Below are 13,953 nucleotides of genomic sequence, written 5' to 3'. Positions count from 1 at the left end.
ATGACTCGCATACGCAAGTGGCTACCGAAACTCGCCTTGGTGGCAACCTCGGTGATGGCGCTGTCGGCAACCGCCACAGCGGCTGAGAAACCCAACATTCTGGTGATCTTCGGCGACGATATCGGCCAGACCAACATCAGCGCCTACTCCATGGGCGTGGTGGGCTACAAGACTCCGAACATCGACCGGATTGCCAAAGAAGGCATGATGTTCACCGACTATTACGCGGAGAACAGCTGCACCGCCGGACGCTCCTCGTTCATCACCGGCCAGACGCCGCTGCGTACCGGCCTGTCGAAAGTCGGTGCGCCAGGAGCGACTGTCGGCCTGCAAAAGCGCGATATCACCATCGCTCAGGCGCTCAAGTCTCAGGGATACGCCACCGGCCAGTTCGGTAAGAACCACCTTGGGGACAAAGATGAATACCTGCCGACCAACCATGGTTTCGACGAATTCTTCGGCAACCTTTATCACCTTAACGCCGAAGAAGAACCCGAACGCCCCTACTGGCCCAAGGATGACCCGGACTTTGTCAAAGCCAACTCGCCACGGGGCGTAATCCACAGTTTCGCCGACGGCAAGATTGAGGACACCGGCGCGCTGACCACCAAGCGCATGGAAACCATCGACGACGAAACTACCGCCGCCGCACAAGCGTTCATCGAGAAACAGGCCAAGGCCGACAAGCCGTTCTTCGTCTGGATGAACACCACGCGCATGCACCTGTTCACCCACGTGCGTGATTCGATGAAGGGCCAGAGCGGCATGCCCGGCAACGAATACGCCGACGGCATGCTGGAACACGACGGAGATGTCGGCAAACTGCTCAAGACCCTCGACGACCTGAAAATCACCGACAACACGATCGTGGTCTACACCACCGACAACGGCCCGAACCAGTTCTCCTGGCCGGACGCGGCGACCACGCCGTTCCGTAACGAGAAAAACTCCAACTGGGAAGGCGCCTACCGTGTACCGGCGATGATTCGCTGGCCGGGCAAGATCAAGCCGGGGGAAGTCTCCAACGAGATGTTCTCGGGCCTGGACTGGTTCCCGACTTTGCTCGCTGCTGCCGGTGACACCGAGGTGAAAGACAAGCTGCTCAAGGGCTGGGCGCCGACTTCCGGAGGCAACAACTTCAAAGTGCATCTGGACGGTTACAACCAGTTGCCCTACCTGACCGGCCAGCAACCCAACGGTGAGCGTAAGGAGTTCTACTACTTCAACGACGACGGCATGCTGGTTTCAATGCGCTTTGGCAACTGGAAGGCCGTTTTCGCCGAGCAGCGAGCGCCGGGTGGTTTTGCGGTCTGGAGCAATCCGTTCACGCCCTTGCGCGTGCCCAAGATCTTCAACCTGAGAATGGACCCGTACGAGCGGGCCGACGTGGTTTCCGATCAATACTACGACTGGTCGACCAAAAACGTTTACCTGGTCGCCGTTGCGACAACCAAGGCAGCGCGCTTCCTGCAGACCTTCATCGAGTATCCGCCGAGCCAGAAACCGGCGAGCTTCAGCATCGACCAGATCCGTGCTGCGGTTGACGCGAAGATTGAAGAGAAAATGAAAGCGGCTCCAGCTGCACAGTAAGACCGTTGAACCGCCGCCCGCCCTCAGCGGCGGGCGCCCTGTTTCGAACTTGGGACCATGTCGGCCCATTCGCGAGCAGGCTCGCTCCCACAGGGGATTTGTGGTGGACACAAGTCCAGTGTAGGAGCGAGCCTGCTCGCGAAGAGGCCGGCACCGACACAGCATTTTCCGAATTGAAATAAGGCAATCCGCATGTCCTCACGTATCGCCAGCAAGCCGTCGGCCATACCCACCACTCAAGCCGCCACCCCGGCGCTGCTGATCCCCGCCCTGCTGCTGTGCATCTCCGGCGCCGCCGCGCTGGTGTATCAGGTGCTGTGGATCAAGCAGTTGTCGCTGGTGGTCGGCGTCGAGGTCTATGCCATCACCACCGGCATCAGCGCGTTTTTTGCCGGTCTGGCCATTGGCGGCTGGCTGTTCGGGCGCTGGGCCGATCGCTTGCAGCAACCGGTGTTGCTCTATGCCGGGCTGGAAGTGCTGGTGGCGATACTCGGGGTTGGCGCGACGGTCGCGATGAGCCTGGCGGCGAATCCGTTTGCCTGGCTGCAAAGTCATGTCGGCCTGCTGGCCTGGCTGTTGCCATTCGCGCTGGTGGGGATTCCGGCGGTATTGATGGGCGGCACGCTGCCGGTATTGGTGCGCTCGCTGGCGGCTGATCCGGGCAGGGCCGGCGGTCAGCTGTATGCGGCCAACACCCTGGGCGCAATTGCCGGCACCCTGCTCGCCGCGTTTGTGCTGATCGCCACCCTCGGTGTGCGTGGCAGCGCGCTGTTTGCCGCGATGCTCAACCTGCTGGCCGCCGCCGGCGCGCTGTGGCTGCAGCGTCAGCATCCGATGCCGATTGCGGCCCCGGTCAAACATCACACCGAGCAAGCCGCAGACCACACCGCACTGTGGCTGTACTCCATCGCCGGCGGCGTGGCGCTGGGGTATGAAGTGGTCTGGTCGCAGTCGATCGTGCAGTTCATGAGCACCCGCACCTACGCGTTCGCCGTGGTGCTCGCGACGTACCTGACCGGGCTGTTCATCGGCAGCGCCCTGCTCGCCCGTCGCGTCGAGCGCATTCGCGATCCGTGGGGCGTGTTCGGTCTGTTGATTGCCGGCGCCGGGCTGATCGCCTTGCTGGAAATTGCCCTGCTCGGGCGCTGGCTGGTGTTGGCCCAAAGTCAGGCCGAGAGCTGGCTGCTGGCCTTGGGTGCCAGCGAACTGGCCGGTATGAGCGCACGTTTCGCCGTGGCGGCGCTGAGCATCGTGTTCGTGCCGACGCTGTTGCTCGGCGCGGCGTTTCCACTGGCGCTGCGCTTGAGTGTCGGTCGTGAGCGGGTCGGCCGCGATGTCGGGGCCGTGGTTGCGTTCAACACCCTGGGCGGGATTGTCGGGGTGATGTTCTGCGGTTTTCTGCTGATCCCGCTGCTGGGGCTGGTGCGCACGCTGGGCTTGCTGGCGATCATCGCGGCCGGCATCGGCTACGTGGCCGTCCGCAAGGGTCATCACGTCAAAAAAGGCCGGCGTCAGGCCGTGGTCGCGCTGGGGCTGCTGTCGGTCGTGCTCGCCGTGCTGACGCCAGTGGACAAACTCGCCAGTCTGCTGCCCGGTGCGCGTAACGGCACGCTGGCGTTCTACGAGGAAGGCCGTGGCGGCACCGTGGCGGTGGTCGCTCAGGGCCGTGGTGAGAACAGCTTCCACCGCCTGTACATTCAAGGCGTGTCCAACACCGGCGACGCCATGCCGTCGCTGCGCTACATGCGCATCCAGGCGCTGCTGCCACTGCTGATCCATAACGGCGAGCCGCGCTCGACGCTGGTGATCGGCTTCGGCACCGGGATCACCGCCGGCGCCCTGCTGCGCTATCCGGGCCTGGAACAGCGGGTGGTCGCCGAACTGCTGCCATCGGTGGTCAAGGCCGCGCCTCTGTTCAAGGGCAACTTCAACGCTGCCAACGATCCCGGCGTCGAGGTGCGCCTGCGCGATGGTCGTCAGGAACTGTTGCGCAGCCCGCAGACCTACGACCTGATCACCCTCGAACCGCCACCGCCATCGGCGGCCGGTGTGGTCAATCTGTACTCGCGGGATTTCTATCAACTAGCGGCCAGTCGCCTGGAGCAACAAGGCATCGTCGCGCAGTGGCTGCCGCTGCCGACCCAGAACATCGACGATTCGCGCGCACTGGTACGCAGCTTCCTCGACGTGTTCCCGTATGCCTCGCTGTGGACCAGTGAGTTCCACGAGATGCTGCTGGTCGGTTCGCTGCAGCCGATGCAACTGGACGCGGCGAAAATCACCGAGCGCTTCCAGCAGGCCAGCGTACGCAGCACCTTGCAGGATGTCGGGATTGGCTCGGCACCAGCGTTGCTCGCGACCTGGGTCACCGACCGCGCAGGCCTTGAACGCTTTGCGGTAAACGCGCCGGCGGTGACTGACGATCGGCCCCGAATCGAATACGCGCCGTGGGTGCGCAGCAAGGAAATCACCCGGGTGCTGCCGGCGCTGCTGGACTTGTATCAGCCACCGCCACTGGTGAATGCCGATGCCGGGTTCACTGAGCGACTGGAGACGCAGCGCCAGCGCCTGATGCAGTTCTACCGCGCGAGCCTGCATGCGTATGACGGGGATCGGGATGCCTGGGGGCGGGATATGCGTGAAGTGATGCGTTGGGATGGCGGCAACCCGTACTTCCGTTGGTTTACCGGGCAGTAATGGGGTGCCTGAAAGACCGCTTTCGCGAGCAAGCCCGCTCCCACAGGGGATCTACAGTGGACACAGGCTGTGTGTCCGGCGCAGATCTCAAGGTGGGAGCGGGCTTGCTCGCGAACGGGCCCACGCCTCGCTGGATTATTTGGAGCTGGCCTTGAGCTTCAGATACATCTGATGCATGTCATTGGCCCAGCCATCAATCACCGGTTTGACGTCGCTGGCCTTCATCGCCTGGGTGTCATTTTCCAGTGGTTTGCCGGTGCCTTTGCGCACCACTTGCGCAACCACTTTGTTGTTGCCGCCATCGAGGAACACCGCTTCGGTCGCCAGGGTGGTTTCCTGATCGCGAATACCGCTGGCGGTGCTGACCGCTGCGGCGACCAGAGCGACCGGGATCACTTCATACGCGTGCAGGCCTTCGGTCTTGCTGCTCACGGCAGTGATCGCCGCCCGCACCACTATCACCCCTGGGCCGGGGCCGTTGGCCAATGGCAGATCCTTGCTGATTTCACGCTTGAGCGCCTGGTCGTAATAGGAGGTGATGCCGTTGAGGGTCTGCTGAGAAATCTTCGCGGTCGGTTGCGGCTTTGGATAGAGCTGGGTCGGCTCGATGTACACGCTGGTGAACCTGCTGATGTCGACCTTCGGATCAATCCAGCGCATCACTTCGGCACCGGAAGGCGATTTGGCCTCCTTGAGCTGGCTGTAGTCCTTGAGAAAGCCGGAATACTCATCGGGAGCGACGGTTTTGCTGGAGCAACCCACCACGCCCAGGGTGGCGATGCAGAGGGTGCCCATCATTACTGCTAGCTTCATGCTGTAACTCCTGTCAGAAGGCCTGAATGTATTGCGTATGGGGGAGTTACAGGTATAGCTAAAACCCCGCCGATTGCGCTGCAAAACCGGAAAATTCACACAACTTCGGGGCCTGCTTCACAACCGACGTTTGACAGACGCCGGGCATCCGGCAAAGCTGCATCGAGCTTGAACGCATGCCAGCAGGCCAATGCATCTGACCACGGAAGTCGTAATGCCCAAGCATAAAAATAAAGTCGTACAGCCTGATCCTGATTCATCCCGACAGCCCCTTTCACGTTACCTGTTCCCCCTCACCATCGGCGTGCTGCTGGCCGCTGTGGCGGGGATTGGCTGGTTTCTGTTCAGCCCCGCGCCCGCGCCGTACACGGCACCGCCGATCAGCGCGGCGGCGCCTGTCGTCGCCAGACCGCAACCTGTGGCGCAGAAGCCCGCGACCATGGTCGATGAGCAACAATGCCAAGGCTGTCACACCGAGCAGGTCAAGGACTGGCAAGGCTCGCATCACCAATTGGCGATGCAGGCCGCGAATGGCGAAACCATGCTTGGCGACTTCAATAACGTCACCTTCAAGGCCGAAAACGAGACCACCCGTTTCTCACGCAAGGGCGACGAGTTCTGGGTCAATACCCCCGGCATCGATGGCAAGAACGCTGACTTCAAAGTCGCCTACACCTTCGGCATTGCGCCGTTGCAGCAATACCTGATCGAGGTCGGCGAAGGCCGTTTGCAGGCGCTTGGCGTGGCGTGGGATACCGAGAAACACCGCTGGTTTCACCTCTACCCCGGCCAGGGCGTGAACTTCAAGAATCCTCTGCACTGGAGCAAGCCCAGTCAGAACGCCAACTTCATGTGCGTCGAGTGCCACACCACCGGCTTCAAGCGCAATTTCGATGCGGCCAGCAACACGTTCAACAGTCAGTGGAACAGCCTCGGCGTCGGCTGTCAGGCCTGCCACGGTCCGGCCTCCAATCACCTGCAATGGGCGCAGAAAAAAGACGACCTGATCCACAAGGGTTTCGTCGTCGACCTCAAGGACAAGAACGCCAGCGTCGAGATCGAAACCTGCGCCCGCTGCCATGCGCGCCGGGCGCCGCTGGGCGATGGCTACACCGTCGGCAAGCGCTTGATGGACGACTACCTGCCGAGCACCCTCACCCGCGAACTGTATGCGCTGGACGGCAAGATCAAGGATGAGGTGTTCGAACACGGCTCGTTCCTGCAAAGCAAGATGTTCGACAAGGGTGTGCGCTGCAGTAACTGCCACAATCCGCACAGCACTGAACTCAAGGCGCCGGGCAACGCCGTGTGTCTGCAATGCCACAACACGGCGGGCAAGACTTCGGTCGCTGGCGTCGACGGCAAGGGCCTGCGAGCGAAGAACTACGATTCCATCGAACACACCCGCCACACCCCGGGCCAGCCCGGCTCGCAGTGCGTGGATTGCCACATGCCCGGCAAGTTCTACATGGGCAACGACTGGCGCCATGACCACAGTTTCAGCATCCCCAACCCGGAACGCGCGCAAAAACTCGGTACGCCCGATGCGTGCCTGAGCTGCCATCAGGGCAAGGCCGGCGACAAGATCACCGCGCAGTTCAAGTTGTGGAATGCCTCCGCCTCGACACCGCAGGCACCACGCTATGACGAAAGCCTGTGGCTGATCCGCAACGGCCAGCCGGGCGCGGCGGACGCTTTGCATGAGCAATTGCAGCGCAGCGATCTGCCGGCGATTCAGCGTGCGACGTTACTCGCCGAACTGCCGCTGTACCCAAGCGATCAATCGCTGAAACTGGCAACCCGGGATCTGCAGAATCCGGCGCCGCAGGTGCGCGAAAGTGCAGTGCGGGCGATCAGTGCCTTCCTGCCGCCCGCCGAGCGCGTATCGTTGTTGACGCCGCTGCTCGGCGATCCAGTGAAAGCCGTGCGCATCGTCGCGGCGCGCGACCTGCTCAGCGTTGCGCGCAACAGCGGCCTCGGCGCCGCGCAGGACAATTGGGACGCGGCGATTGCCGAATATGAGGCGGTGCAGAACAGTCTCGCGGAACGGGCCGAGGCCAACCTGAACCTGGCGATGTTGTATCAGGCCAGTGGCCGCGCATCCGAAGTCGAAGGGTTGCTGCGCACGGCACTCAAACGCGATCCGGATTTCTACCCGGCACTGGTGACGCTGGTGCAATGGCTGGAGGCCAATGGCCGAGGTCAGGAAGCGCAGAGCCTGCTGGACAACAGCCTCAAGGCACACCCGGAGGCTGCGTTGTTGCAGCACACCCGTGGCCTGTCCTTGATCCGCGCCGGCAAGACTGCCGAAGCCATGACCGCGCTGCACAAAGCCGCGCAACTGGAGCCGCAGAACGCGCAGTACGGTTACGTGCTGGCGGTGGCGTTGCACGACAGCGGCAGGGTGAGCGAGGCGTGTGATGAGCTGGAGCGTTTGCTCAAGGTGCAACCGGCGAACCGCAATGCACGGCTGTCGCTGATTCAGTACTACCTGGAGAACAGCCAGGAGCCGAAGGCGCAGGTGCTGTTGCAGGGCTGGAAGAAGATGAACATGGGGGATCCGGCGCTGAAATAACCGCTGATCCCTTGTGGGAGCGGGCTTGCTCGCGAATGCATTCTCTCAGCCAACATCAAGGGTGACTGATGTACCGCATCCGCGAGCAAGCCCGCTCCCACAGGGTCAGTGATTGGTCTCAAACACTGAGTGTTACCAGGACGACGTCGCCCCGCTCTTCAACGCCATCTCGCGCCGGCTGTTGGCGCGCATCGCCTTGATCAGCGACACCGAGCCCACCAGCAGAACCGCCGCGCCGAACAGGAAGTCGATGTTGTACAGCTGGAAGTCCTGCACCGGCCCGACCAGCAGCACCCGCACCACGGCAATCGTCACCAGCGTGGCGAGGAAGTCGATCCCCGGCTCGTCGCGATAGAACACGTGCAACAGCGGCAGGCACAGCACCAGCAGGAACAACAGCACCACGACCTTGAACGAGCCTTTGCGCTCGACGCTGAACGCGCATTCGTGCGGGCCGTAGGCCTTGTAGTCCTCGTCGCGGATCATCGAGTTTTTCTCGTTGATGTACTCGACGCGGTTGTATTTCTGAATCGGCGTGAAGGTGTTGGACATCTCCATCAGCGTGGTGATGTTCTTGAAGCGCAGGTCGATGCGCTCGCTGCCCTTGAGGTAATACAGCACCGGTTTGTAGCCGTAGCGATAGGTGTCGAAGGGAAATTCGGTGACCTGGCCCTGGACGCCGATCGGCCGCGGCTCAAGCTCGGCGTAGGCGCTTTTGGTCGGTGAGGCGAGGTTGCGGCTCAGCGGCTGAACCTTGACCTGTTCGAGGAAGATCGGCGTCACGCCGTACGACCACTGCAACGGTTCCAGGCGCAGACGCAGTTCGTTGCGGCCCAGGTCGTAACGGTTGAAGGTGCGTTCGGAGACCACCAGCGAGCCACTGAGCATGAACTCGCCGCGCAGGTTGTTGGTGACGCGCAAGGTCAGTTGATCCTTGCCCAACAGCGCCGCTTCGGTGGACGGCGGCGCGCCGCACCACGCGGTGCTTTCACCGGCGCCGCCCAACTGGCCGTCGCGGTTTTCCTTGAACACATAGAAGTAACTGGCCCACAGCGTCAGCATCAATAGCAACGCGGTGAGGCCCAAAATTTTTTTGCCCGCACTCACTACCCAGACTCCCTTCTTCGTTCCGTCGTCCAGCCGAAAACCCGCTGGCGACGGGGACTCTACCAAAAGGCCAGCATCGACCCAAGGAAAAATCCGGGAATGGTGCGGGATGTAAGGGTTTCCCCTGCATGTCACTGCAAAACACTTGTGGCGAGGGAGCTTGCTCCCGCTGGGTGGCGAAGCCGCCCCAAACCAGACAACGCGATTTATCTGACCGATTGCATCATGCCTACTGGGGAGTGCTGCGCACTCCAGCGGGAGCAAGCTCCCTCGCCACAGAGTCTTCAGCGTCTACGGAATAACGGGCGCGGCTCGATCACCGAGCGGCCGTACAACACGCTCATCCCCGCCAGCCCCTTCAGCGCATCCTCGGCCGATTTGTCCTCGCGCACCGCAAAGCTGTCGAACCCGCACTGGCGCATATGACTGAGCTGATCACGCAAAACATCACCAATCGCGCGCAACTCGCCAGCCCAGCCAAACCGGCTGCGCAGCAGGTACGCCTGGCTGTAGGCGCGACCGTCGCGAAAGCTCGGGAAATCCAGGGCAATCAGCGGCAGTGAGGCCAGCCACGGCACCACGCTTTCAACTTCATCGTCCGGCCCCAGCCACACCGCGTGAGTCGAAGGCGATTGCAGCCAGTGCGCCAGCGGCAGGATCAGCAATCCTTGCGGCCTGCGCTGCTCTGGCTCGCGGACCAGCGTCCACGGATCGTCCTCGATCAGGCGTGCGACACCTTGCTCCAGGCGCAGCAGATTGTTCATGCCGACACCTCCAGCGCTTTCGGGTAGACCCGCTCCTTGAACGGCTCCAGGCCGATGCGCGCCACGGTGTCGACAAACAACTCATCGCTTTCGCGGTAACGCACAAACGTACCGATGATCCGTTCGATCACCTGTGGCACTTCGGTCGCGCTGAACGACGGGCCGATGACCTTGCCCAGTGCGCTGTGCTTGCCCTGCGCGCCGCCGAGGGTGATCTGGTACCACTCGCTGCCGTTTTTATCGACGCCGAGAATGCCGATATTGCCGATGTGGTGGTGGCCGCAGGCGTTCATGCAGCCGGAGATGTTCAGGCTGATGTCGCCCAGGTCGTGCAGGTAGTCGAGGTTGTCGAAACGCGCCTGAATCGCCTGGGCAATCGGGATCGACTTGGCGTTGGCCAGCGCACAGAAATCCCCGCCCGGGCAGGCGATGATGTCGGTCAGCAGGCCGACGTTGGCGCTGCCCAGATTGTGCTCACAGGCCAGTTGCCAGAGCTCATACAGGTCAGACTTTTTTACGTCGGGCAGGACGATATTTTGCTCATGGGCAATGCGAATCTCGCCAAAACCGAATTGCTCCGACCAGTCGGCCACCGCGAGCATCTGCTGGCCGGTGACATCCCCTGGCGGCGCGCTCAGACCCGGTTTGGTCGACAGCACTACGCTGGTGTAACCCGGTTTCTTGTGCGGCTGCACGTTGCGCGCGACCCAGCGGGCGAACGCCGGGCTTTCAGCCAGATGCGTGCCGAAATCCAGATCGGTATCGGCCAGGGTGTGATAGATCGGCGGCACGAAGGCACTGGCGACCCGCTCGTATTCAGCCTCGGTCAGCTGCGCCGGGCCGTCCTTGAGGTGTTGCCATTCTTCCTCGACCTCTTTGGCGAACGCCTCGATGCCCAGCGCCTTGACCAGAATCTTGATCCGCGCCTTGTACTTGTTGTCGCGCCGGCCATGGCGGTTGTAGACCCGCAGGATCGCTTCGACGTAGGACAGCAGATGCTGCCACGGCAAGCCTTCGCGAATCTGCAGACCGAGGATCGGCGTGCGCCCCAACCCGCCGCCGACGATCACCCGCAGCAGCATCTGCCCGTCTCGCCCCGGATAAAGATACAGGCCGATGTCATGCATCATGATCGCCGCACGGTCCTGCTTCGCCGAGCAGATGGCGATCTTGAACTTGCGTGGCAGGAAGAGGAATTCCGGGTTGATCGTCGACCATTGGCGGAGGATTTCTGCCAACGGGCGCGGGTCGATCAACTCGTCCGCCGCGACCCCGGCGAAGGCTTCGGTGGTGATGTTGCGCACGCAGTTGCCGGAGGTCTGGATCGCGTGCATGTTGACCTGCGCCAGGCGTTCAAGGATGTCCGGCACCTGCGCCAGTTCGATCCAGTTGAATTGCAGGTTTTGCCGCGTGGTGAAGTGGCCGTAGCCGCGATCGTAATCGGCGGCGATGCTCGCCAGCGTACGCATCTGTTCGGCACTCAATGTCCCGTAGGGAATCGCCACCCGCAGCATGTACGCGTGCTTCTGCAGGTACAGGCCGTTTTGCAGACGCAGCGGCAGGAACTCTTCCTCGCTCAACTCTCCAGCCATGAAGCGCTCGACCTGATCGCGAAATTGCACAACGCGCTCGAACACCAACGCCCGGTCGTAATCATCGTATTGATACATTCAGAGGCTACCCCATCAGAATTGTGCGCAATTCCTGTAGGAGTGAGCCTGCTCGCGATTGCGGTGTGTCAGGCAACTGCTTTGTTGACTGACACACCGCAATCGCGAGCAGGCTCACTCCTACAGATTTTCCCCGACTATGGACGAGCAGCGCAGCACGCAACAGATTCACCTGAAGTCATAAAAACCATATCAGGGCGCGGCAGAACGCCGCAGGCAGGACTTGAATCTGATCCGTACAAATGAAAGATCCCTGAGCCTGTTTTGTTTTCAGTGGTGTTCCTACAGTGCAGCTCGTGCCAGACCAGGGTGGCCTGGCAAGACTTTGCAACCGTGGATGAACTGACCATGAGCACAGCAACAATCGGACAGGCGTATAACTACAAGGTCGTCCGCCAATTCGTTATCGCGACGGTTTTCTGGGGTGTCGTCGGCATGGCGATGGGGGTATGGATCGCCTCGCAACTGGTATGGCCGGACATGAACCTCGACCTGCCCTGGACCACCTTCGGCCGCTTGCGGCCATTGCACACCAGTCTGGTGATTTTCGGTTTCGCCGGCAGCGCGCAATTCGCCGCCAGTTACTACGCGGTGCAGCGCACCTGCCAGGTGCGGCTGTATTCGGACAAGCTCGCGGCCTTCACCTTCTGGGGCTGGCAATCGGTGATCGTGATCATGCTGATCACCCTGCCGCTGGGCTACACCACCACCAAGGAATACGCCGAAATCGAATTCTCCGGCGCGGTGTGGATGGCGGTGGTCTGGGTCGCGTACGCCATCGTGTTTTTCACCACCGTGGTGCAGCGCAAGACCAAACACATCTATGTCGGCAACTGGTTCTTCGGCGCGTTCATTCTGGTGATCGCCATGCTGCACGTGGTCAATCACCTGTCGATCCCGGTGGACTGGTTCAAATCCTATCCGGTGTATTCCGGGGCGACCGACGCCATGGTGCAGTGGTGGTACGGCCATAACGCGGTGGGTTTCTTCCTGACCACGGGCTTTCTCGGAATGATGTATTACTTCGTGCCGAAACAGGTGAATCGCCCGGTCTATTCGTATCGGTTGTCGATCGTGCATTTCTGGGCGCTGATCACCCTGTACATCTGGGCCGGCCCGCACCACTTGCACTACACCGCGCTGCCGGACTGGGCGCAGTCGCTGGGCATGGCGATGTCGCTGATCCTGCTGGCGCCGAGCTGGGGCGGGATGATCAACGGCATGATGACCTTGTCGGGCGCCTGGCATAAGTTGCGCACCGACCCGATTTTGCGCTTCCTGGTGCTGTCGCTGGCGTTCTACGGCATGTCGACCTTCGAAGGCCCGATGATGGCGATCAAAACGGTCAACGCCCTCTCCCACTACACCGACTGGACCATCGGCCACGTTCACGCCGGGGCCTTGGGCTGGGTGGCGATGATCACCTTCGGCGCGACCTACCATATGGTGCCGAAAGTCTTCGGCCGCGAGCAGATGTACAGCACGCCGCTGATCAACCTGCACTTCTGGCTGGCGACCATCGGCACGGTGTTGTACATCGCTTCGATGTGGGTCAACGGCATCACCCAGGGCCTGATGTGGCGGGCGATCAACGAGGACGGCACGCTGACTTATTCGTTTGTCGAGGCGCTGCAGGCCAGTCATCCGGGGTTCATCGTGCGTTTTGCCGGCGGGGTGTTCTTCCTCAGCGGCATGCTGCTGATGGCCTACAACGTCTGGCGCACGGTGCGGGTCGCCGACGTGGCGCTGGCACGCAGCCAGGCGCAGATCGCCTGAGGCAGGGAGCCGCAGAGGATGGATATTTTCTTGAATGTGCTGGGGGTGGTGTTTCTGTGGCTGGCGGTGGAGTACTGCCTGCGCCATCAGACTTCAGAGAGCCTCGACGATGCGAGCATGGTGCCGTTTGCTGATGATCCGGAGGTGGCACGGCGGGTTGAGTTGGCCACCGGTAAAACCGTGAAAGCCGTGGCGCCGGAAGAGGCGAAACCGGGCTGGATCAACCTCGATATGTAGGATCACCCTCAATCCCCTGTGGGAGCGGGCTTGCTCGAGAAAGCGGTCTATCAGTCGCCATCAATGTCGAATGGGCTGCCGCCTTCGCGAGCAAGCCCGCTCCCACAATGGGAAATGGGTGAAGCCCTGATATCAGCTGCGATCGCGCGGGATCAGGCTCTGCAACTGCTGTGCGAGAAAATCCGCATCAAACACGAAGGTGTCCGGATCCTTCAAGCCATTGGTCTTGCGCCATTGCCACTCGCCGCCCGGCAATCCCACCAACGAAATGCTGCCATAGCGCGCCGCCGTCAGGCCCATCACCGCCAGGGAAATCTGCCCGGCGCTGCCCATCACGTCCGGCACGAACTCCACCGCTTTGCCGGCGATCACGATGCTCAGTTTCTCGGTCTTGAAGGTCGAGGTTTCCACCGGTGTGCTCGGGCCGAACGCGACGTAAGCCTCGCGGCTCACCTCCAGCAGGTTCGGTGCCTGTACCGGTTCCAGCCATTGCTGGATCTGGCCGAACAGCTCGGTGATGCGGCTGGCCCACGCCTGTGACTGCGTTTCGAACAATTGCTTCTTGTGCGCTTCACTCTCGGCATAGTGACGAAGCATTTCGCCCAGTTGTTGTACGTCGTTCATCGGTACGTTCCTCGGGGAGAGCCTGCGATAGTCGATAGTGACAGATCGAGGCGCCGGCGTACGTTAAACCTCGATCGCCGGCACCGGGACACTTGGCAAC

The 13,953-nt window shown here is 61.7% G+C and carries 10 protein-coding genes; 5 read left to right on the top strand and 5 right to left on the bottom strand.

From position 1 onward, the window contains the following. Positions 1 to 1,590 carry an arylsulfatase gene (locus tag V3W27_RS22135; RefSeq protein ID WP_183785252.1) on the top strand — a complete coding sequence of 530 codons (1,590 nt, stop codon included), beginning with the start codon at positions 1 to 3 and terminating at the stop codon, positions 1,588 to 1,590. Between the two features lie 192 nt (positions 1,591 to 1,782). Beyond that, the gene (locus tag V3W27_RS22130) at positions 1,783 to 4,287 is read left to right on the top strand and encodes a fused MFS/spermidine synthase (RefSeq protein ID WP_330207560.1); all 2,505 of its coding nucleotides are present in this window, start codon (positions 1,783 to 1,785) and stop codon (positions 4,285 to 4,287) included. Positions 4,288 to 4,422: 135 nt separating this feature from the next. On the opposite strand, the gene V3W27_RS22125 is transcribed toward V3W27_RS22130, so the two are convergent. Continuing rightward, positions 4,423 to 5,100, bottom strand: coding sequence for a DUF3313 domain-containing protein (locus V3W27_RS22125; RefSeq protein WP_330207559.1), 678 nt, complete (start codon positions 5,098 to 5,100; stop codon positions 4,423 to 4,425). A 214-nt stretch (positions 5,101 to 5,314) separates the two neighbouring features. On the opposite strand from V3W27_RS22125, the gene V3W27_RS22120 reads away from it, so the two are divergent. Next, positions 5,315 to 7,675 carry a tetratricopeptide repeat protein gene (locus V3W27_RS22120; RefSeq protein ID WP_330207558.1) on the top strand — a complete coding sequence of 787 codons (2,361 nt, stop codon included), beginning with the start codon at positions 5,315 to 5,317 and terminating at the stop codon, positions 7,673 to 7,675. Positions 7,676 to 7,807: 132 nt separating this feature from the next. Here V3W27_RS22120 and V3W27_RS22115 read toward each other — a convergent pair whose 3' ends face one another. The 3 genes from V3W27_RS22115 to V3W27_RS22105 all read right to left on the bottom strand — a co-directional run bounded on the left by V3W27_RS22115 (position 7,808) and on the right by V3W27_RS22105 (position 11,216). Continuing rightward, positions 7,808 to 8,782, bottom strand: a complete 975-nt coding sequence (locus tag V3W27_RS22115; protein ID WP_330207557.1) for a hypothetical protein — start codon at positions 8,780 to 8,782, stop codon at positions 7,808 to 7,810. A 284-nt stretch (positions 8,783 to 9,066) separates the two neighbouring features. Beyond that, complete coding sequence (locus tag V3W27_RS22110; protein WP_330207556.1) at positions 9,067 to 9,546, bottom strand: DUF934 domain-containing protein; 480 nt, start codon at positions 9,544 to 9,546, stop codon at positions 9,067 to 9,069. Beyond that, positions 9,543 to 11,216 carry a nitrite/sulfite reductase gene (locus V3W27_RS22105; RefSeq protein WP_330207555.1) on the bottom strand — a complete coding sequence of 558 codons (1,674 nt, stop codon included), beginning with the start codon at positions 11,214 to 11,216 and terminating at the stop codon, positions 9,543 to 9,545. The genes V3W27_RS22110 and V3W27_RS22105 overlap by 4 nt, the downstream gene beginning before the upstream one ends. A 348-nt stretch (positions 11,217 to 11,564) precedes the next feature. Between V3W27_RS22105 and ccoN the strand changes: the two genes are divergently transcribed. After that, positions 11,565 to 12,992 carry a cytochrome-c oxidase, cbb3-type subunit I gene (gene ccoN, locus V3W27_RS22100; RefSeq protein WP_047294666.1) on the top strand — a complete coding sequence of 476 codons (1,428 nt, stop codon included), beginning with the start codon at positions 11,565 to 11,567 and terminating at the stop codon, positions 12,990 to 12,992. Between the two features lie 18 nt (positions 12,993 to 13,010). Beyond that, positions 13,011 to 13,229 (top strand): CcoQ/FixQ family Cbb3-type cytochrome c oxidase assembly chaperone, encoded by a 219-nt coding sequence (locus tag V3W27_RS22095; protein ID WP_096797626.1) that lies wholly within the window; start codon positions 13,011 to 13,013, stop codon positions 13,227 to 13,229. A 132-nt stretch (positions 13,230 to 13,361) separates the two neighbouring features. Here the strand turns inward: V3W27_RS22095 and V3W27_RS22090 are convergent, their stop codons facing one another. After that, a complete protein-coding gene (locus V3W27_RS22090; RefSeq protein WP_330207554.1) occupies positions 13,362 to 13,853 on the bottom strand; it encodes a hypothetical protein in 492 nt (163 codons plus the stop codon). Positions 13,854 to 13,953: the final 100 nt, after the last annotated feature.

This window comes from Pseudomonas sp. AM14(2022) (assembly GCF_036346455.1).
Taxonomy (GTDB): Bacteria; Pseudomonadota; Gammaproteobacteria; order Pseudomonadales; family Pseudomonadaceae; genus Aquipseudomonas; species Aquipseudomonas putida_A.
This window is presented reverse-complemented; position numbering and strand designations above follow the sequence as displayed.